The sequence below is a fragment of the Micromonospora salmantinae genome (genome assembly GCF_022230905.1).
Classification (GTDB): domain Bacteria; phylum Actinomycetota; class Actinomycetes; order Mycobacteriales; family Micromonosporaceae; genus Micromonospora; species Micromonospora salmantinae.
The window spans coordinates 91,111-109,769 of record NZ_JAKKFG010000044.1 but is presented as its reverse complement, the minus strand read 5'-3'; the positions used below and the strand labels follow the sequence as shown (position 1 = coordinate 109,769).

The 18,659-nt window shown below is 71.5% G+C and carries 22 protein-coding genes; 10 read left to right on the top strand and 12 right to left on the bottom strand.

Translation table 11 applies throughout. The features are described 5' to 3' along the window. Positions 1-18: 18 nt before the first annotated feature. Positions 19-2,103 carry an APC family permease gene (locus PSH03_RS28135; protein ID WP_210785174.1) on the bottom strand — a complete coding sequence of 695 codons (2,085 nt, stop codon included), beginning with the start codon at positions 2,101-2,103 and terminating at the stop codon, positions 19-21. 163 nt (positions 2,104-2,266) lie between these two features. On the opposite strand from PSH03_RS28135, the gene PSH03_RS28130 reads away from it, so the two are divergent. Next, positions 2,267-2,932, top strand: a complete 666-nt coding sequence (locus PSH03_RS28130; protein WP_210785173.1) for a potassium channel family protein — start codon at positions 2,267-2,269, stop codon at positions 2,930-2,932. A gap of 3 nt (positions 2,933-2,935) precedes the next feature. After that, on the top strand, positions 2,936-3,625 hold the full coding sequence (locus PSH03_RS28125) for a potassium channel family protein (protein WP_210785172.1): 690 nt from the start codon (positions 2,936-2,938) through the stop codon (positions 3,623-3,625). A 43-nt stretch (positions 3,626-3,668) separates the two neighbouring features. On the opposite strand, the gene PSH03_RS28120 is transcribed toward PSH03_RS28125, so the two are convergent. From PSH03_RS28120 to dut, 4 genes are all read right to left on the bottom strand, one after another. Next, positions 3,669-4,352, bottom strand: a complete 684-nt coding sequence (locus tag PSH03_RS28120) for a DUF3159 domain-containing protein (protein WP_210785171.1) — start codon at positions 4,350-4,352, stop codon at positions 3,669-3,671. 25 nt (positions 4,353-4,377) lie between these two features. Then, positions 4,378-4,758: an OB-fold nucleic acid binding domain-containing protein gene (locus PSH03_RS28115; RefSeq protein WP_124816055.1), complete on the bottom strand. Its 381-nt coding sequence runs from the start codon at positions 4,756-4,758 to the stop codon at positions 4,378-4,380. Positions 4,759-4,872: 114 nt separating this feature from the next. Then, complete coding sequence (locus tag PSH03_RS28110; protein WP_238690894.1) at positions 4,873-5,535, bottom strand: DUF3710 domain-containing protein; 663 nt, start codon at positions 5,533-5,535, stop codon at positions 4,873-4,875. 25 nt (positions 5,536-5,560) lie between these two features. Then, positions 5,561-6,097, bottom strand: a complete 537-nt coding sequence (gene dut, locus PSH03_RS28105) for a dUTP diphosphatase (RefSeq protein WP_210785169.1) — start codon at positions 6,095-6,097, stop codon at positions 5,561-5,563. An 84-nt stretch (positions 6,098-6,181) separates the two neighbouring features. Between dut and PSH03_RS28100 the strand changes: the two genes are divergently transcribed. After that, complete coding sequence (locus tag PSH03_RS28100; RefSeq protein WP_372494893.1) at positions 6,182-6,715, top strand: DUF3093 domain-containing protein; 534 nt, start codon at positions 6,182-6,184, stop codon at positions 6,713-6,715. Between the two features lie 19 nt (positions 6,716-6,734). Here PSH03_RS28100 and PSH03_RS28095 read toward each other — a convergent pair whose 3' ends face one another. Both PSH03_RS28095 and PSH03_RS28090 read right to left on the bottom strand, forming a co-directional pair. Then, on the bottom strand, positions 6,735-7,559 hold the full coding sequence (locus PSH03_RS28095) for a hypothetical protein (RefSeq protein ID WP_210785167.1): 825 nt from the start codon (positions 7,557-7,559) through the stop codon (positions 6,735-6,737). 119 nt (positions 7,560-7,678) lie between these two features. Then, positions 7,679-7,975, bottom strand: a complete 297-nt coding sequence (locus PSH03_RS28090; RefSeq protein ID WP_007075406.1) for a DUF4193 domain-containing protein — start codon at positions 7,973-7,975, stop codon at positions 7,679-7,681. Positions 7,976-8,407: 432 nt separating this feature from the next. Here PSH03_RS28090 and PSH03_RS28085 point away from each other — a divergent pair, with 432 nt between their 5' ends. Beyond that, positions 8,408-8,920, top strand: coding sequence for a LytR C-terminal domain-containing protein (locus tag PSH03_RS28085; protein WP_210785192.1), 513 nt, complete (start codon positions 8,408-8,410; stop codon positions 8,918-8,920). A 123-nt stretch (positions 8,921-9,043) separates the two neighbouring features. On the opposite strand, the gene PSH03_RS28080 is transcribed toward PSH03_RS28085, so the two are convergent. Beyond that, a complete protein-coding gene (locus PSH03_RS28080) occupies positions 9,044-9,862 on the bottom strand; it encodes an inositol monophosphatase family protein (protein ID WP_210785166.1) in 819 nt (272 codons plus the stop codon). A 655-nt stretch (positions 9,863-10,517) separates the two neighbouring features. Here PSH03_RS28080 and PSH03_RS28075 point away from each other — a divergent pair. Together PSH03_RS28075 and PSH03_RS28070 are read left to right on the top strand one after the other, a co-directional pair. Then, positions 10,518-12,128, top strand: coding sequence for an RNA polymerase sigma factor (locus PSH03_RS28075; RefSeq protein ID WP_238690892.1), 1,611 nt, complete (start codon positions 10,518-10,520; stop codon positions 12,126-12,128). 245 nt (positions 12,129-12,373) lie between these two features. Continuing rightward, positions 12,374-12,607, top strand: a complete 234-nt coding sequence (locus tag PSH03_RS28070) for a DUF7455 domain-containing protein (protein ID WP_030489368.1) — start codon at positions 12,374-12,376, stop codon at positions 12,605-12,607. Positions 12,608-12,752: 145 nt separating this feature from the next. Here PSH03_RS28070 and PSH03_RS28065 read toward each other — a convergent pair whose 3' ends face one another. The 3 genes from PSH03_RS28065 to PSH03_RS28055 form a co-directional block, all read right to left on the bottom strand. Next, positions 12,753-14,486, bottom strand: a complete 1,734-nt coding sequence (locus tag PSH03_RS28065; protein WP_238690890.1) for a DEAD/DEAH box helicase — start codon at positions 14,484-14,486, stop codon at positions 12,753-12,755. 191 nt (positions 14,487-14,677) lie between these two features. Beyond that, positions 14,678-15,340: a trimeric intracellular cation channel family protein gene (locus tag PSH03_RS28060; protein WP_210785165.1), complete on the bottom strand. Its 663-nt coding sequence runs from the start codon at positions 15,338-15,340 to the stop codon at positions 14,678-14,680. A gap of 40 nt (positions 15,341-15,380) precedes the next feature. Then, entirely contained in the window at positions 15,381-15,599 is a 219-nt protein-coding gene (locus PSH03_RS28055) for a DUF3039 domain-containing protein (RefSeq protein ID WP_007456912.1), read from the bottom strand. An 88-nt stretch (positions 15,600-15,687) separates the two neighbouring features. On the opposite strand from PSH03_RS28055, the gene PSH03_RS28050 reads away from it, so the two are divergent. Both PSH03_RS28050 and PSH03_RS28045 read left to right on the top strand, forming a co-directional pair. Then, positions 15,688-16,623, top strand: a complete 936-nt coding sequence (locus tag PSH03_RS28050; RefSeq protein ID WP_210785164.1) for a pseudouridine-5'-phosphate glycosidase — start codon at positions 15,688-15,690, stop codon at positions 16,621-16,623. Continuing rightward, complete coding sequence (locus PSH03_RS28045) at positions 16,620-17,519, top strand: carbohydrate kinase family protein (RefSeq protein ID WP_210785163.1); 900 nt, start codon at positions 16,620-16,622, stop codon at positions 17,517-17,519. Before PSH03_RS28050 ends, PSH03_RS28045 begins: the two co-directional genes overlap by 4 nt. A 53-nt stretch (positions 17,520-17,572) precedes the next feature. Here PSH03_RS28045 and PSH03_RS28040 read toward each other — a convergent pair whose 3' ends face one another. After that, a complete protein-coding gene (locus PSH03_RS28040) occupies positions 17,573-17,932 on the bottom strand; it encodes a DUF3099 domain-containing protein (protein ID WP_030337423.1) in 360 nt (119 codons plus the stop codon). A 104-nt stretch (positions 17,933-18,036) separates the two neighbouring features. On the opposite strand from PSH03_RS28040, the gene PSH03_RS28035 reads away from it, so the two are divergent. Next, complete coding sequence (locus PSH03_RS28035; RefSeq protein WP_030489374.1) at positions 18,037-18,321, top strand: hypothetical protein; 285 nt, start codon at positions 18,037-18,039, stop codon at positions 18,319-18,321. A gap of 17 nt (positions 18,322-18,338) precedes the next feature. Then, positions 18,339-18,650, top strand: coding sequence for a YlcI/YnfO family protein (locus PSH03_RS28030; protein ID WP_124858894.1), 312 nt, complete (start codon positions 18,339-18,341; stop codon positions 18,648-18,650). Positions 18,651-18,659 lie beyond the last annotated feature (9 nt).

Sequence of the window (18,659 nt, the reverse complement as noted above, 5' to 3'; positions counted from 1 at the left end):
GTCCGCGGACCGCCCGGCTCAGTCACGTGTGTTCCTCATCGTTTCGCTGTTCTCGGGCCCGCCCTCGCCGGGCGGCGCGGCGGCCACCGGCGGGGCGGCGACCAGCGGTGGCACGGCGCTGCGTGGCCCACGCGCCGGGGTCCGGGACAGCGTGGCGTCCAGCCGGTCCAGGTTCTTGCTCGCCGTCGACGCGAGCTGCCACGGCACGCTGACCACCATCACCCCCGGTTCGAAGAGCAGCCGGCCCTTGAGTCGCAGGGCGCTCTGGTTGTGCAGCAGGTTCTCCCACCACCGGCCGACCACGTACTCCGGGATGAACACGGTGACCACGTCCCGGGGCGACTTGCGACGGGTGGAGGCGACGAAGTCCAGGATCGGGCGGGTGATCTCCCGGTACGGCGAGTCGATCACGGTGAGCGGGATTGCCATCTCCCGTCGCTCCCAGTCGGCCTGCAGGTCCCGGGTGTCCTTCTCGTCAACGTTGACGGTCACCGCGGTGAGCGTGTCCGGTCGGGTGGCGCGGGCGTAGGCGATGGCCCGCAGCGTCGGCTGGTGCAGCTTGCTGACCAGCACGATGGCGTGGTTGCGGGCGGGCAGCACGGCCCGACCCTCGTCCGGCGGGGTCAACTCGACGGCGATCCGGTCGTAGTGCCGGCGGATCGCCAACATCAGCGCGTAGATCACCGCCATCGCGGCGATCGCGATCCAGGCGCCGAGCAGGAACTTGGTGATCAGGACGATCACCAGCACCGTGCCGGTCAGGCCCATGCCGAAGGTGTTGATCGCCCGGGAGCGGACCATCCGGCGGCGCGCCTCCGGGTCCCGCTCGGTGCGCAGGTGCCGGTTCCAGTGCCGGATCATGCCGGCCTGGGAGACGGTGAACGAGACGAAGACCCCGACGATGTAGAGCTGGATCAGCTTCGTCACCTCGGCCTGGAAGCCGACGATCAGCACGATCGCGAAGAGGGCGAGGAAGGTGATGCCGTTGGAGAAGGCCAGCCGGTCGCCCCGGGTGTGGAACTGGCGGGGCAGGTAGCGGTCCTGGGCCAGGATCGAGCCGAGCACCGGGAAACCGTTGAACGCGGTGTTCGCGGCCAGGAAGAGGATCAGGGCGGTCACCCCGGCCAGCACGTAGAGCAGGATCGATCCGGAACCGAAGACCGTCTCGCCGAGCTGGGTGGTGACCGTCTTCTGCACGTACCCCTCGGGGCCGGAGACGATCTGGAGGTTCGGATCCTCGACGAACTGCAGGTGGGTGAGCCGGGCCAGCCAGATGATCCCGATCAGCATGCTCACCGAGATGGTGCCGAGCAGCAGCAGGGTGGTGGCGGCGTTGCGGCTCTTCGGCGCCTTGAACGCCGGCACCCCGTTGGAGATCGCCTCCACGCCGGTGAGCGCGGCGGCGCCCGAGCTGAACGTCCGCAGCAGCAGGAAGACGAGCGCGAAACCGGTCACGCTGTGCTCGGCCTGGATCACCAGGTCGGCGCTCGGCGCGCGCAGTTCGTCGCCCAGCACGAAGACCCGGAACAGCCCGGTGAGCAGCATCCCGAGCATCACGATCACGAAGCCGTAGGTGGGGATGGCGAACGCCGTGCCCGACTCGCGCAGCCCGCGCAGGTTGACAGCGGTGAGCAGGACCACCGCGCTCACCGCGATCAGGACCTTGTGGGTGGCCACGAACGGCACCACGGAGCCCAGGTTGGCCACCCCGGAGGAGACCGACACCGCCACCGTGAGCACGTAGTCGACCAGCAACGCGCTGGCCACCCCGACGCCGAACTTCGGCCCCAGGTTGACAGTGGCCACCTCGTAGTCGCCACCACCGGACGGGTAGGCGTGCACGTTCTGCCGGTAGCTCGCCACCACGGTGAGCATGACCACGACCACGGCGAGCGCGATCCACGGCGAGAAGAAGTACGCGGACGCACCGGCGATGGAGAGGGTCAGCAGGATCTCGTCGGGCGCGTACGCGACGCTGGACAGCGCGTCGGAGGCGAACACGGGCAGCGCGATGCGCTTCGGCAGGAGGGTGTGCTGGAGCCGGTCGGACCGGAACGGTCGACCGAGAAGAAGCCGCTTCAGCAGCGAGGTGGGACTGGCCACGAACGCCAAGAGTACGACCACCACGGCGGGGGCGCGGGGGTGGGCGATCACCGCTGCTCGCGACGGCGGGGTACGGTCGGTCCCCGCTAGCGACCGGGACGTGGCAGGCTCGCACTCGAAGGTCACCGGCAGCGGAAGTGGTACGCACCTTGGGAGGGACAGCGTGCACGTCGTGATCATGGGATGTGGTCGGGTCGGGTCGACCCTCGCCCACAGCCTGGAGTCCCGAGGGCACTCGGTGGCGGTGATCGACCAGGACGCCGACGCCTTCCGCCGGCTCGGCCCCGACTTCGCCGGGATCACGGTGACCGGGGCCGGTTTCGACGGCGAGGTGCTCAGACAGGCCGGCATCGAGCGCGCGGACGCCTTCGCGGCGGTGTCGAGCGGCGACAACTCCAACATCATCTCGGCCCGGCTGGCCCGCGAGACGTTCGGCGTGTCCCGGGTCGCCGCCCGCATCTACGACCAGCGCCGGGCGCAGGTCTACGAGCGGCTGGGCATCCCCACCGTGGCCACCGTGCGGTGGACGGCGGACCGGATGCTGCGACACCTGGTGCCGGAGGGCAACGTGGAGATCTTCCGCGACCCCACGAGCACGGTGTCGATCGTCGAGGTGCCCGTACACAAGGACTGGATCGGCCGACCGGTGCGGACGCTGGAGGACGCGACCGGGGCGCGGGTGGCCTACCTGATCCGCTTCGGCATCGGCACGCTGCCCACCGGCTCCACCGTCATACAGGAGGGCGACCAGGTGTTCATGCTGGTCAGCGATGACATCGTGGCGGCGGTCACGTCGGTGGCGGCGACGCCGCCGGAAGGAGGGCACTGAGCCATGCGGGTCGCCATCGCGGGCGCGGGCAACGTGGGCCGCTCGATCGCCCAGGAGTTGATCGACAACGGCCACCAGGTGATGCTCATCGAGCGCCAACCCAAGATGCTGCGCCCGGACCGGGTGCCGGCCGCCGACTGGGTGCTGGCCGACGCGTGCGAGCTGAGCAGCCTGGAGGAGGCCAACATCGCCGGCTGTGACGTGGTGGTCGCGGCGACCGGCGACGACAAGACCAACCTGGTGCTGTCGCTGCTGGCCAAGACCGAGTTCGCGGTGCCCCGGGTGGTCGCCCGGGTCAACCGGGCCGAGAACGAGTGGCTGTTCACCGAGCAGTGGGGCGTGGACGTCGCGGTGAGCAAGCCGCGGGTGATGGCCGCGCTCGTCGAGGAGGCGGTCACCGTCGGCGACCTGGTCCGGCTGATGACCTTCCGACAGGGCGAGGCGAACCTCGTCGAGATCACCCTGCCGCCGACCGCCCCCTACGTCGGTCAACCGATCCACGCCGTGCCGCTGCCCCGCGACTCCGCCCTGGTGGCGATCCTGCGCGGCAAGCGGGTCCTGGTGCCCAGCCCGGACGACCCGATCGAGGCCGGCGACGAGCTGATCTTCGTCTGCACCGCCGAGGTGGAGGACCAGGTCCGCCAGGTGATCCTCGGGCCGGACAGCGTCGAACGGACCCGCAGCTCACGCTGACCCCCGACGGGCGCGCTGAGCGGTCCGGGTCGCCCGGCCTCGCTCAGGCGCTGGGCAGCGGGGCCGGCGGCGACTCCCGGGTGACCCGGCGCACCGTCCAGACCGTGATCAGCAACAGCAGCGCGTACGGCGGGTAGCCCAGCGCCAGCCGGGCCACGCCCAGGGCGGTGTCCTGGTGGGCCAGGTAGAGCCCGGCCTGCACGCCCACCTTGGCCAGCCAGACCACGCCCCAGAGCACTGTCAGCTGGGTGAAGGTGCGCACCAGCTTCGGGTCGGACCGCCACTCCGAGCGGCCCTTGGCCACCAACACCGACCAGATCCAGCCCACCAGCGGCTGGCGGATCGCGGCCGAGATCAGCAGGGCGATGCCGTAGCCGATGCCGTAGAGGATGCCGGGAAGGTAGAAGTCGCGCTCATCGCCGGTGCGCCACGCGATGGCCGCGCCGACGCCGACGCCGAACAGCCCGTTGACGGCGTGCCGGATCGGTCGACGCTGGGCCAGCCGCAGCCCCGCGATCAGCACGGCGACCGCGATCGACGCGATCACCGCCGGCCGCAGCTCGCCGATGATGTTGGCGACGACGAACACCACGACCGGGATGCTCGACTCGACCAGCCCGCGCCAGCCGCCGAGCTGGTCGGCCATCTGCTCGGCGATCGTCGGCAGCGGCTCCTCGTCCTGAGGGTCGGTATCCGGCTGTGCCGCCCGGTCCTGTCCCGTCGTCATCGCTGGCCTTCCGTCCGCAGTGCCGTCACTTGGGCGAGTCCAGCTCGTAGTAGGGGTTGTAGATGACCTTGCGGTCGTCCCGCACCGCCACCCGGCCGCGGGCGGTCAGATGCCGGCCCGGCTCGATCCCGGCGATGTGCCGCCGACCCAGCCAGACCAGGGTCACCACGTCACTGCCGTCGTACAGGTCGGCCTCGAGGGTGGGCAGATTGGTGCGCGGCGTGTAGACCACAGTGCGCAGCCGGCCGGCGACCGAGACCAGCTGGCCCCGGGAGCACTGCTGGGCGGGGATCCCGCCGCACTCGGCGCTCTCCCGACGCAGCTCCTGCGCGTCGATCTCGGCCTCGCTGGCGGTGAACCTCTGCAGGATGCGCCGCAGCGACACCCGGCCCTCGTCGGTCGTCATGACCTCCGCGTCACCCTCTCCACGCTCGCCGTCCCCGGCCGGCCCCGGCGGCGCCGGAACCGTGCCGCCAGCGTACGCCGACGGGGCTGGTTCCGGCGGGCCGGTGCGCGCGGGTCAGACCTGACGCGGCGCGGCGGCGGCGTCGCCCGCCTCGGCCTCGGCCTGGTCGGCGACCTCCCGGGGCAGCCGCAGCGGCAGCGGCTCGCGGACGGGCTTCGCCTCCTGCCCACGGTCGACCACCAGGCCGTCCAGGCACTCGACGAGCGATCCGGCCATCGCCGGATCGGTGGCCACCGGGCCCTGGAACACGCCCCGGACCATCCAACGCGGCCCGTCGATTCCGACGAACCGCAGGTTCGTCACGCCGTCCGGGGTGTTCACCTGGGCGTGCAGCTCCGGGCCGTACTCGCCGGCGACCTCCTGCGCGCTCGCGCCGTCGCGGAGCAGCGACTGCCGGATCTCCTCGCGCACCTCGTCCCAGATCCCCTCGGAGCGGGGGGCGGCGAAGACACCCAACTGGAGCGCGTTGTCACCGTGCACCAGCACCACCTGCTGGACCACACCCTGCGGGTCGGCCTGCACCCGCACCTCGACGTCGGCGATCGCCGGGATGTGCAGGCTGCCCAGGTCGAGTCGCTGCACGTCGTCGTAGCTCTCGGAGATGTCGTACGGGCCGCGCTCCAGCCTCGGCGTCGCATCACCCTGGTCCGGGACCTGGGTAGCCCGCTCGTCACGGGTCTGCCGCTCCGCATCGGCCCGCTTTCGGGAGAAGATCACTGCGCCTGCCCTCCGCTGTTCACACTCACCCTGCCACCTCTTCCGTCTGCCCGCGGCCCGGCTCGCTCGGCCGCCGCTCGACCCGGTCCTGGCCCGTCGGCGACGGCACCAGCCCGGCGTGCCCACCGGTGGACCCGTGCCCACCGGTCCCGCGCCGGGACGCGGGCAGCTCGACCACCGGCTCGAACCGCGCCCGCGCTACCTGCTGGACCACGAGCTGCGCGATCCGATCGCCGCGGGAGATCTTCGCCGGCACCTCCCGATCATGATTGATCAGGTTGACCAGGATCTCACCCCGGTAGCCGGCGTCGACCGTACCGGGCGCGTTGAGCACCGTCACGCCGAGCCTGGCCGCCAGACCGGAGCGGGGATGGACCAGTCCCACGTACCCCTCCGGCAGCGCGATGGCCACGCCGGTGGGCACCAGGGCCCGGCCGCCGGGTGGCAGCTCCACGTCCGCGGCCGCCACCAGGTCGGCCCCGGCGTCGCCGGGATGGGCGTACGTGGGCAACGGCAGCTCCGGGTCGAGCAGTTGCACAGGCACGGGTACGACGTCGGTCACGGGTCCCCTCTTCCGTCCGGTTCGCGGGGTGACCCTGCCATCCTGCCGGTTCGTCGAGCCGCCGTGCGCCGTACCCTCGCAGGAGTGAGCATGTCGCCCTCCCCGTCCGCCGATCAGCCGCCGGCCGCCGCCCGCTCGGCGTACACCGAGCGGCTGGATCTGCCCTGGTGGCTGTGGCTGGCCGGGCTGGTGGCCGCCGCGTTGCTGGCCGTCGAGATCTGGATGGGCGCCTCCGGCGTCCGCACCTGGCTGCCGTTCGCCGTGCTGGTGCCGCTCACCGCGGTCGGGCTGTGGTGGCTGGGCCGGATCCGGATCGGGGTGGCCGACGCCGAGCTGCGGGTGGACGACGCCCGCCTGCCGGTCCGTTTCGTGGCCGACGTGGTGCCGCTGGACGTGGCCGGCCGACGTGAGGTGCTCGGCGTCGGCGCGGACCCGCTCGCCTTCGTGGTGCAGCGACCGTGGATCGGCGGCGCGGTGCAGGTGATCCTCGACGATCCCGCGGATCCGACCCCGTTCTGGGTGGTGAGCACCCGCCACCCGGTCGAGCTGGCCGAGGCGGTGCTGACCGCACGGGACGCCCTGGCGGCCACCCACCCGACGGCCGGCGAGCCGGGCTGACCCACCGGCGAGGGCCCGCTCAGGTGCCGGTCGGCGGGCCCGGGAGGGCCGCCGGTGGCGCGGGCCGGGCGATGCCCCGCCGGCGCAGGTCGACCTGGAGTTGGTCGGCCATCTGCTGGGTGGCCCGGCGGTTGAGGAAGCTGGCCACCGCCGCGCCGGTCAGGAACGGCCCGAGTGTGGTGAGGTTGCGACCGAAGCGCCTCAGCAGCATGTCGCGCAACTCCTTGCGGGCGGCGGTGCCGAGCACCGCTCCCACTCCCACGCCGGGCACCATCGGGTTGACACCGCGTTGAGTGGCCCAGGAGTGCACCAGCGCGACCGCCCGTTGGCTGCCGGCGGCCGGTAGTGCCACGCCGTGGATCTCGTGCAGCTCGCCGACGAGTTTCAGCTCCACCGCCACCACGGCCACGGTCTCGGCGGCGAGCAGCACCGGCGCGGAGAGCAGGGTCGGAGCCACCGTCCACTCGACGGCGGCGACGCCCCCACCGGCCGCGCCGATCGCGGCGGTGGTCCTCGACGCGTTGCGGATGAGCCGGTCGGCCAGGGCGGCGTCGTCCAGGCCGGGGAAGTGCTGGCGCAGCGTGTCCAGGTCCCGTACCGGCACGTGCGGGGCGATCTCGGCGACGGCGTCGACCATCCATCGCACGGCGGCACGGGGCTTGAACAGGTCGGAGATGCCCCGCGCACGGGCCTGCCCGACCATCCGGGTCAGCAGTTGGCGGCGTCGGGCCGGCGCGATGTCGTCCGCGGTCAACGCCGCGACGGTGGCACCGAGGTCGTCCGTGCCACCGGTGGCACCAAGGCCGTCCGTGCCGCCATCGGTGGTGCCGCCTCGATCGCTCATCGGACCTCCCGGTGCTGTGGCTACCCGCTACGAGTCAAGCAGGTACCCACCGCTGCCGCATGCCTACACCGGCAGCGGCGACCCCGTTCAGGAGGCCGCCGCCGGTGTTGTTGTGGTTGTCAGACGCACTCGCGGCAGATCAGCTCGCCGTTACGCTCGACCGCCAGCTGGCTACGGTGGTGGACCAGGAAGCAGCGGGCGCACCGGAACTCGTCCTGCTGCATCGGAAGCACCTTGACCGTGAGCTCCTCGTCGGCCAGATCGGCACCGGGCAGCTCAAAGCTCTCGGCCACCTCGGCCTCGTCGACGTCCACCGCGCCCGACTGTGAGTCGACGCGCCGTGCCTTGAGCTCTTCCAGGCTGTCCTCGCCGAGGTCGACCTCGTCGCGACGCGGGGCGTCGTAGTCGGTGGCCATCGGTTTCACTCTCCCATATCGATGTTGTCGCTTCCGGTTGTAACGCCGGACGACGCTGTTTCGGTTCCGCTGGCCGGCCACCACTTGTGTCGGGCACCCGACCCGAGGACCGAACGGGTCGAGCTCGCCGGGGCGACTCCCCTGCGAGCGCGGAACCTTACCCCCCCTTGGGCGAGGCATGTATACCGCCCTTGCGGCTGAGATGTACGCCCCCGCACGCGAAGTTGTTCCCAATGTGATTCAGGCGACACGAAGATAGGGGTAGTAGTACCCGGTTCGCGGTCGGCGCGCCGGCATGTCGGGCTGTTTCCACGCGACGGCCGGACAACCGTTAACCTCAGCGGCGTATTCGACGGCCGGCGGCCTGAGCGATCGTTCCTGGCCGCCACCACCCACTGAGGTCCGGGGAGTGCCCTGATGAGTTTTGCGCGCGTGCGAGCACTCGTCGTCGTCGGCCTGCTGGCGATCATCGCCCTGGTCTTCGTCGTCGTGGCCGTGGTCCGCGACAGCCAGGGCAACGTGGGTACCGCGGCGGGTTGCCCCGAGGGCTGGCCGCTGGCGGATCTGACCCTGCGCGAGCGCAAAGACGTCAAGATCAACGTGTTCAACGCCACGGATCAGCCCGGTCTCGCGCACACCGTCGCCGACGAGTTCAGCAATCGACAGTTCCAGGTCAAGAAGACCGGGAACGAGAAGAAGATCAACAGCGTCGCGGTGCTGCGGTACGGTCCGAAGGGCGTCGGGTCCGCGCACCTGCTCCAGGCGTACTTCCTCAACAACGCCACCCCGGGCTACGACCCGAAGCGCACCGACGACACCGTGGACGTCGTACTGGGCAACAACTTCCAGCAGCTCGCCACCACGACCGAGGTCAACCAGTCACTCGGCGACTCGGGTCCGCCGGAGGCTCCCAAGGGCTCCTGCCCGTCCCCACCCGCCAAGTGACTGCGTAACCGACCCGCCTCAGCGCCCGGTCGGCGACCGGCACCGACCTGGCCCCACCGGTTGGAGCCGGCCACTCAAGAGGCCGGAGCCGGTCGCTCAGAGCCGGCCGACCTGGTCCGCCGGTCAGGGACCGCCGGCGGCGTCCAGCGCGGCCAACCGGTCGTGCAGCGGCGCGAAGAGCGCGGGCGGGGCCGCGACCACCAGGTCCGGCCCTGGCGGTCGACCGGCCAGGCCGGCGACCCGAACCCCCGCCTCGGCGGCCACCAGCCCGCCAGCCGCCAGGTCCCAGGCCGCAAGACCCTTCTCGAAGTACGCGTCGAGCCGCCCCTCGGCGACCAGGCAGAGGTCCAGCGCCGCGGCGCCGAGCCGGCGGATGTCGCGTACGTGTGCGATCAGCCCGGCCACCACCTGCGCCTGGTGCGCCCGACGGCCGGCGTCGTAGCCGAAGCCGGTGCCGACCAGCGCCTGCCCCAGATCGACCTCGCCGGAGCAACGCAGCCGGACACCGTCGCGCCAGGCCCCACCGCCGGCTGTGGCGGTCCATTGCTCTCCGGTGTTCACGTTGCGCACCACGCCGGCAACCACCACCCCGTCCACCTCGGCGGCCAGCGAGACCGCTGAGTGCGGCAGTCCGTACAGGTAGTTCACAGTGCCGTCGATCGGGTCGACGATCCAGCGCACACCGCTGCGCGTCGCGCCGGAAGCTCCCTCGCCGTACTCCTCGCCCAGCACCGAGTCGTCCGGGCGCAGCGCGGCCAACGCGTCGAGGATCTGTCGCTCGACCGCCCGGTCGGCGGCGGTGACCACGTCGGTGACGGTGCTCTTGGTGGCGGCGACGACGACCCCCTCGGCGCGCATCCGGTACGCGGTGTCCGCCGCGTCCCGAGCCACCTCCACCGCGATGGTCAGCAGCTCCGACGGTGTCGTGGCCGAGTTGGTCATGATTCGCCTCTTTCCGCACTCCGGGCGCATGTGGGTGGGTGAAACTACCGAAGATCATCGTTCCCGACGCCGCACGACGGCACCAGAGCAGGATCTTTGGCGCCTGGGATTTGCTGCGAGGTCGGCGCGCCCGCACCGCCCTGGCGACTTGAGCGGCCGACCTCCGCCAATATGCCCCTTTCGGTTGGTAATGTCGCTTAAGTGCTTACCGCCCCGTCCATGCTCGGCTCACAACCGTTGCCCAACCGCGACCTGGTGGGGACGCCACCGGCCGGACCGACAGCGACCTCGGTGATCCACACGCGCACCCTCGCAATCGCCATGTTGACCTCGTACTGCCTGCTCAAACGGCAGTTCGGACACGTTCGGCGCGCCACCGGCCTCGACGACGGAAGCCCTTCGCCGGCCACGCGGCTATCATTAGCGCGAAGCCCATATCTCCGCCCCACCGACGGTCCCCACCGGCGGTACGCGGTGCGGAGCAGGATGATCGCCGCAGACGGCGTTACAATTCACCCCTGCCCACGCGGCACGGACCGCCGACCACCGGCCGGACCGTGACACGAGGGTCCCTCAACCACATCGCCCGGCACGGTAACCCTCGCTGCGCTGGACGAACCCGCCGTGCCCGCTCTTCGCCTCCGGAAGGTCATTCGTGACAGAACCCCGCCAGCCCGGCGCCGACGTTCGCTCGCTCACCGACACCCTGATCGCCCACGCGCAGAGCGCCGGTGGTCAGCTCACGTCGGCTCAGCTCGCGCGCACCGTCGAGTCCGCCGAGGTGACTCCGGCCCAGGCCAAGAAGATCCTGCGGGCGCTCTCCGAGGCCGGAGTGACCGTCGTGGTGGACGGCTCGGCGAGCACCCGCCGCCGCGTCGCCGCGGCCCGCTCGACCACGCCAGCGTCCCGGGCCACCACCGCCAAGACCACCAAGAAGGCCGCCGCGCCGGCCCCGAAGCAGGCGCCCGCCGGCGACGACGCCCCGGCGACGTCGGCCCCGCGCAAGGTGGCCGCTCGCAAGGCGACCGGCACCGGCGCCGAGGCCGCCACGGCGACGCCGGCGAAGGCGACCAAGTCGACCCGAGCCACCAAGGCGACGGTGGCCGCGGCTGCCGGGGCCAAGCCGACCAAGGCTGGCGGCAAGACCAAGGGCGAGGGCGCCGAGGGCGAGATCGACCCGGAGGAGCTGGCCGCCGCGATCGAGGACGTGGTGGTCGAGGAGCCGGCCGAGCTGGCCCAGGCCGCCGAGACCGACGCCGCCGCCTCGGCGACCGACAACGACTTCGAGTGGGACGACGAGGAGTCCGAGGCCCTCAAGCAGGCGCGACGCGACGCCGAGCTGACCGCCTCCGCCGACTCCGTCCGGGCGTACCTGAAGCAGATCGGCAAGGTTCCGCTGCTCAACGCCGAGCAGGAGGTGGAGCTGGCCAAGCGGATCGAGGCCGGGCTCTACGCCGCCGAGCGGCTGCGTGCTGCCGACGAGGGCGAGGAGAAGCTCGTCCGGGAGATGGTCCGTGACCTGGGCTGGATCTCCCGCGACGGCGAGCGGGCCAAGAACCACCTCCTGGAGGCGAACCTCCGACTGGTGGTGTCGCTGGCCAAGCGCTACACCGGCCGTGGCATGGCGTTCCTCGACCTGATCCAGGAGGGCAACCTCGGTCTGATCCGGGCCGTGGAGAAGTTCGACTACACCAAGGGCTACAAGTTCTCCACGTACGCCACCTGGTGGATCCGACAGGCCATCACCCGCGCCATGGCCGACCAGGCCCGCACCATCCGCATCCCGGTGCACATGGTCGAGGTCATCAACAAGCTCGGCCGCATACAGCGTGAGCTGCTCCAGGACCTGGGCCGCGAGCCCACTCCGGAGGAGCTGGCCAAGGAGATGGACATCACACCCGAGAAGGTGCTGGAGATCCAGCAGTACGCTCGGGAGCCCATCTCACTGGACCAGACCATCGGCGACGAGGGCGACAGCCAGCTCGGCGACTTCATCGAGGATTCCGAGGCCGTGGTCGCGGTCGACGCGGTCTCGTTCTCGCTCCTGCAGGACCAGCTCCAGCAGGTGCTGCAGACGCTCTCCGAGCGTGAGGCGGGTGTGGTACGTCTGCGCTTCGGCCTGACCGACGGCCAGCCGCGGACGCTCGACGAGATCGGCCAGGTCTACGGGGTGACCCGGGAGCGGATCCGGCAGATCGAGTCCAAGACGATGTCCAAGCTGCGTCACCCGTCCCGGTCGCAGGTCCTCCGGGATTACCTGGACTGAGCGGGTTTCGTCAACCGAACGTGTCGTTTTGACCACCTGGTGTGCAACACCAGATGGTGATCGTCCGGATGCACGAATGTGATCGTTGACGTGGCACCCTTGGTGCACGGCACACTGTCCCTTCCAGGTGTGACCTCGGTCCCCCGCGGGCACACAGGGAAGGCAGTGCCTAGTAAGGGTGTTGCACGATAGGTGAGCAACGACCGAAGAGATTGTTCATCGGTGACGACCAGAGGAGGAAGGCGATGACCCCGACCCTCACGCCGCCGCCCGTGACGGCGGCTCCCCCAGCCGCCGATGAACGGTGCGACCGCTGCAATGCTGCCGGGAAGCTCCGGATCACTCTCACGGGTGGGAGCGAGTTGGTGTTCTGCGGGCACCACGCGAACAAGTACGCGGAGGATCTTGTAAAGATCACCGAGCGGTTCGCGACGGAGCCCGATTTCAGCTGGCGTGGCGCCGATCTGATGGCGAACTAGATCCGCAAACCGACATAGCTGACCGGAGGCACCCCGAGGGTGCCTCCGGTCAGCTCTTTCTGTCTGGACTCCCCCGCGCCCGCGCCCCGCGCAAAGATCCGAGCAACTTCCCTGATGTTGCTGCCTCCGACCCGCCGGAGACGGTCTAGAGGGTCTGCACGGTGGCGATGCGTTCCTCAAGCTGCTCGATGGTGGCCTGGGCGCTCGGCGGGCCGCCGCAGAGCCGGCGCAGCTCGGCATGGATCTTGCCGTGCGGCTGACCGGTTCGGTGGTGTCGGGCGGCCACCAGAGCGTTCAGTTGGCGCCGTAGCGCCACGCGACGCTGGGCGGCGCTCATGGGTGCGGGTGGCGCTGCCGTGGCCGCAGCGGCCGGCTGAGCGGCCCCGTCGGCCGTACGGCGGCGTTGGGCGGCGAGCTGTGCGGCCTGCCGCTTGGTCAGTAGCAGCGAGACCTGGTCGGCGGTGAGCAGACCGGGCAGGCCGAGGTATTCCTCTTCCTCGGGGGTGCCGGCCTGGGCCGCGGTGCCGAACGACGCGCCGTCGAAGATCACCTGGTCCAGCTCGGCGGTGGCCGAGAGCGCCGCGAACCGCTTCTCCAGTTCCCCGCTGGCCTGGTCGTCGCGCTGCGCGCGTTCCAACAGGTCGTCGTCGAAACCGTCGGCTTCCTTGGGTTTACCGAGTACGTGGTCGCGCTCGGTCTCCATCTCGCTGGCCAACCCGAGCAGGTGCGGCACGCTGGGCAGGAACACCGACGCGGTCTCCCCGGGCCGGCGGGCCCGCACGAACCGGCCGATCGCCTGGGCGAAGTAGAGCGGCGTGCTGGCGCTGGTGGCGTAGACCCCGACCGCCAGTCGGGGGATGTCGACCCCCTCGGACACCATCCGCACCGCTACCAACCACCGCTGGTCGGACGCCGCGAACGTCGCGATCCGGGCGGACGCGCCCTGGTCGTCGGAGAGCACCACGGCGGCCTTCTCGCCGGTCACCTGCTCGATCAGCTTGGCGTACGAGCGGGCGGTCTGCTGGTCGGTGGCGATGATCAGACCACCGGCGTCGGCCATGCCCGCGTTGCGCAGCACTGTGAGTCGGGCGTCGGCGGCCCGCAGCACCTGTGGCATCCAGTCGCCGGCCGGGTCCAGGGCGGTGCGCCATGCCTGGGCCACCAGGTCCTGGGTCATCGGCTCACCCAGCCGGGCCGCCAGCTCCTCCCCCGCGTTGGTACGCCAGCGGGTCTCCCCGGAGTACGCGAGGAAGAGCACCGGCCGGACCACCCCGTCGCGCAACGCGTCGGAGTAGCCGTACACCGAGTCGGCGCGGGAGCGCAGCAGCCCGTCCCCGCCCCGCTCGTAGCTGACGAACGGGATCGGGTTGTCGTCGGAGCGGAACGGCGTCCCGGTGAGCATCAGCCGGCGTACGGCGGGTTCGAAGGCGTTCTTCACCCCGTCGCCCCAGGACCGGGAGTCGCCGGCGTGGTGGATCTCGTCGAGGATGACCAGGGTGCGTCGGGTCATGGTGCGTCGCCGGTGCACCTGCGGTGCCATCCCCACCTGCGCGTAGGTGACCACCGCGCCGTGGAAGTCGGCAGCGGAGTGCAGGTCGGCGTTGCGGAAGGCGGCGTCGAGTTGGACGCCCACCCGGGCCGCGGCGTCGGCCCACTGGTTCTTCAGGTGCTCGGTCGGCGCGACCACGGTGACGGCCTCCACGGTGCCGTCGCCGAGCAGCTCGGCCGCGATCCGCAGGGCGAAGGTGGTCTTGCCGGCGCCGGGCGTGGCGACCGCTGTGAAGTCCTCACTACGGCGACGCAGGTACTCCACCAGCGCCTTGCGCTGCCAGGCGCGTAGCGCCGGGAACGTCTCGAGCACCGGCGTCCGGGCTGCCACGCGAAGCTCCTCTCCGACCGCACGATGGCGGACCCCGGGCGAGGGCCACGAGGATCCGCCGCCCATGAAAACGCCTCCGCGCAGAAGCTGCCGCGAAGGCCGACTCAGCATAACCAGCACGGGCCGCCGGGCCCAGGCGACGCCACGCTGGTCACAATCCCGCACCCGAACGAGCGGCGGCCCGACCCGTCTCACCACTCCCGGTCGGTGCGTGGATCCGCCCCGTCGGCGCGGGGCGGGCGCAGCGTGGCCACCGGCGCGGACCAGCGTCGACGCAGCGCGATCAGGCGTAGCCCGAAGACCAGGACGGCGGCGGCGGTGAGCGGCGCGGGCCCGGTCTGCCCGGTGACGTACAGCAGCACCACCAGGACCGAGCCGGCCAGCGCGGCCAGCGCGTAGATCTCCCGGCGCAGCACGACCGGGATCTCGGCGGTGAGCAGGTCGCGGCCGAGCCCGCCGCCGATGGCGGTGAGCATGCCGATCAGGCAGGCCCCGACGGCCGGCACCCGGGCGTCGAGCGCCTTGAGCGTACCGGTGACGGTGAACAGCGCCAGGCCGGCCGCGTCCAGCACCAGCACTGTGGTGCGCAGTCGGGCCAGTTGCGGGTGCAGCCAGAAGACGGCGAGCGCGGTGATCGCGGCGGTGGCCACGTACCGCCAGTCGGCGAAGGCCAGCGGCGGCACCTCGTCGATGACCAGGTCCCGGAAGATCCCACCGCCGAGGGCGGCCACGAAGCCGACGAACGCGACGCCGAACAGGTCCAGTCGCTTGGCCACCGCCGCCGAGGCCCCGGACGCGGCGAACACCGCCACCCCGGTCAGGTCGGCGAGCAGCAGGGCGGTGGAGGTGGTCACCGCCGCAGGCTACGTCGCCGGCCGGAGCACCGGCCGAGGTTCACTCACGGTACGAGTCGTAGATCTCCTTGCACTTGGGGCAGACCGGCGAACCCGGCTTGGCCGCCTTGGTGACCGGGAAGGTCTCGCCGCAGAGAGCGACGACGAAAGTGCCCATGACGGCGCTCTCGGCGATCTTCTCCTTGCGGACGTAATGGAACATCTCGGGACCGGTATCGGCGTCCTTCAGCTCCGGACGCTCGAGAACCTCTGTGCTCACGTCTGCACCTCCAACCGACAAGTTTGGCAGGTCATCACGGCTGGGTCCACTTGAGGCCGGCCGAAGCCCCACCCCGTACGGTGCCCGTGTGACTGACTTTCACATCAGCTACGGCACCGAGGTCGCCGTTGCCCTGCGCGACGGCCGGCCCGTCGTCGCACTGGAGAGCACCATCGTCTCGCACGGTCTGCCCCGACCGGAGAACCTACGTGTGGCCAGGGAGATCGAGCGGACGGTTCGGGACGCCGGGGCCGTTCCGGCGACGATCGGCATGATCGCCGGTGAGCTGGTGGTCGGCCTGGACGACGCCCAGCTGACCCGGCTGGCCACTGTCGACGGCGTGACCAAGCTCTCCGTCCGCGACCTCGCGGTGGCCGCCGCGACCGGCGCGGACGGCGCGACCACGGTGGCCGCGACCAGCGCGGTGGCCGCCGCCGCCGGCATCGGCGTGTTCGCCACCGGTGGGCTGGGTGGGGTGCACCGGGAGGCCGCGCACACCTTCGACGAGTCGGCGGACCTGGTCACCCTGGCGCAGACCCCGATCGCGGTGGTCTGCGCCGGGGTCAAGTCGATCCTCGACGTGGGCGCGACGCTGGAGCGCCTGGAGACCCTCGGGGTCGCTGTGGTCGGCTACCGCACCCGCCGGTTCCCCGGCTTCTACCTGACCGACGCCGGCTTCGACCTGGACTGGTCGGTGGACTCGCCGGAGCAGGTCGCCGCGGTGCTCGCCGCCCGGGACGAACACGCCGTGCACACCGGCGGGCTGCTCATCGCGAACCCGCTGCCGGTCGACGAGCAGCTCGACCCGGAGCTGCACGACCGGACTCTCACCGAGGGCCTGGCCCTGCTGGAGCGGGACGGGATCACCGGAAAGGCCGTCACGCCGTACCTGCTCGCGCACTTCCACTCGGCAACCGAGGGCGCCAGCCTGGCGGTGAACGTGCGGATCATCCTGCGCAACGCCGACCTGGCCGCGCGGATCGCGGTCGCCTCGGTGGCCCGCGGCACCGCCGTCCCGGCATGACCCGACCGGCCCGGATGGTCGTCGTCGGCGACGTGATCACCGACGTCGTCGCCGTGTTGTCCGGGCCGCTCGCGGCCGGCTCGGACACCGGGGCCGCGATCAGTCTCGGCGGCGGCGGTCAGGCGGCCAACACCGCCGCCTGGGTCGCCGCGCAGCGGGTGGACGTCACGCTCGTCGGGGCTGTCGGTGACGACGACGCCGGGCGGGACCGGGTGGCCGAGCTGGAACGGGCGGGCGTCGACTGTGCCGTCGAGCGGGTCGAGGGCGCCCCGACCGGCACTGTCATCGTGTTGGCCGCCGACGACGAGCGCACCATGGTCAGCCAGCGCGGCGCGAACCTGCGGCTGAGCGCCGCGCACGTCGAGCAGGCCATCGCGGCGGCGCCCGGCGCCGGGCATCTGCACCTGTCCGCGTACACCCTGTTGGACGCGGAGTCGCGCGGCGCGGGGCTGCGGGCGTTGGCCGCCGCCCGCGAGCGCGGGCTCACCATCAGCGTCGACGCGGCCTCCGCGGCGCCGTTGCGGCGGGTCGGCGCGGCGGCGTTTCTGAGCTGGGTACGCGACATCGACCTGCTCCTGGTCAACGCGGACGAGGCCACGGTGCTGGCCGGCGGGCTGGACCCGGCGGCGCAGGGGCGGGTGCTGTCGGCGACGGCTCGGCGGGTGGTGGTGAAGCGCGGCGCGGCCGGCGCGGTCTGGGTGGACCGCACCACGCCGGTCTGCGTGGCCCCGGCCAGCCGGGTGGCGGTGGTGGACGTCACGGGCGCTGGCGACGCCTTCGCGGCCGGTCTGCTCACCGCGTGGCTCGCCGGTGCCACCCCGACCGCGGCACTGGGCCGCGCCACCGACCTGGGCGCGCTGGCCGTCTCCACCGCCGGGGCTCGGCCACAGGCGTAGCGGCCGGCGCACGGCCACAGCCCCGACTGCTCGAACCCTGGCCCGTTCGCGGGTCAGGGTTCGACGTCGATGACCTTGTGTGGGCGCTCCTCGGCGGTGAGGCTCATCGGCGGGGTGTCGTCCTGTTGGCGGGGGTGGAACCGGTTGGCCAGCCGGTGCTCTTCCTTCGGCGGCCGGTCGTTGGCCAGCAGCACGGCCAGCCAGGGGATGAGCACCATGCCGAGGCCGCACAGTGGCAGCCAGAGCCAGAGCAGTGGGGCGTTCGCACCGACCAGGATCGCGCCGACGATGATGCACAGCACCCGAATGCCCATCATCAGGACATAGCGGCGCTGGCGACTGTTGAGCTGATCGTCCTGGCTGCGCGAGGCGTCGGTGATCAGAATCGGCTGGTACGCCTGACGCTTCACCATGGACCTCCTCGAGGGGGTTACGCCTCATCCTGTCACCGCAGGTCCGTGATCAGCGAACTTCGACTCATCCCGCCGCGTGTTACGCCCGTGGTACGCTCCGCGCTGTGGGCAGCAGGTTCAGCTTCACCGACGAGGCGTTGGCCAACCTGAGGGTCTACGACGTCACACCCGGGGAAGTCTGGGAGGCGCTGCACAGCGCCCGACGGGTCATCCGTCATCTGGGTGACGACGTGATGGTGGTCTACGCCGCCGCCCGTCGGGGCCGCAGGCTGGCGGTGCTGCTCGCCGAGGCCGATGGCACCGACAACGACTGGGACATTCTCTCCGCCCGCGAGTTGAGCGACGTCGAGTCCAAGCGCTACGACGAGGCCGTGCGGAGATCTCGGTAGATGAGGAGGCCGTGACGATGCACCGTAACGACGCGACCAAGCAGTTCCACGGCGGCGGCGAGCGAATCGCCGAGCTGATCGACGAGAGCCCGGCGGCGGAGCTGCCCACCCCCGACAGCGACGTACCGATGGTGAGCCGCTCGGTTCGGCTGCCACTGGACACCTACGAGCGGGTCCGCGCCGCCGCCGACGCCCGGGGCATCGGGGTCACCACGCTGATGCGCCAGTGGATCGAGGCCGGCCTGGCCGACCTGGACGACTCGGCGACCGTCTCGCTGGCCGACGTCCGGCGCGCGCTGGCCTCGCTGGCGCACCCGACCGCCGCCTGAGCAGACCGC

What these genes read in the sequence shown, in the direction of transcription:
- PSH03_RS28125 (WP_210785172.1), top strand. Translation starts at nt 2,936, where the DNA reads ATGCGGGTCGCCATCGCGGGCGCGGGCAACGTGGGCCGCTCGATCGCC.
- PSH03_RS28120 (WP_210785171.1), bottom strand. Translation starts at nt 4,352, where the DNA reads ATGACGACGGGACAGGACCGGGCGGCACAGCCGGATACCGACCCTCAG.
- PSH03_RS28115 (WP_124816055.1), bottom strand. Translation starts at nt 4,758, where the DNA reads ATGACGACCGACGAGGGCCGGGTGTCGCTGCGGCGCATCCTGCAGAGG.
- PSH03_RS28095 (WP_210785167.1), bottom strand. Translation starts at nt 7,559, where the DNA reads ATGAGCGATCGAGGCGGCACCACCGATGGCGGCACGGACGGCCTTGGT.
- PSH03_RS28090 (WP_007075406.1), bottom strand. Translation starts at nt 7,975, where the DNA reads ATGGCCACCGACTACGACGCCCCGCGTCGCGACGAGGTCGACCTCGGC.
- PSH03_RS28080 (WP_210785166.1), bottom strand. Translation starts at nt 9,862, where the DNA reads ATGACCAACTCGGCCACGACACCGTCGGAGCTGCTGACCATCGCGGTG.
- PSH03_RS28070 (WP_030489368.1), top strand. Translation starts at nt 12,374, where the DNA reads ATGACCCCGACCCTCACGCCGCCGCCCGTGACGGCGGCTCCCCCAGCC.
- PSH03_RS28045 (WP_210785163.1), top strand. Translation starts at nt 16,620, where the DNA reads ATGACCCGACCGGCCCGGATGGTCGTCGTCGGCGACGTGATCACCGAC.
- PSH03_RS28040 (WP_030337423.1), bottom strand. Translation starts at nt 17,932, where the DNA reads ATGGTGAAGCGTCAGGCGTACCAGCCGATTCTGATCACCGACGCCTCG.
- PSH03_RS28030 (WP_124858894.1), top strand. Translation starts at nt 18,339, where the DNA reads ATGCACCGTAACGACGCGACCAAGCAGTTCCACGGCGGCGGCGAGCGA.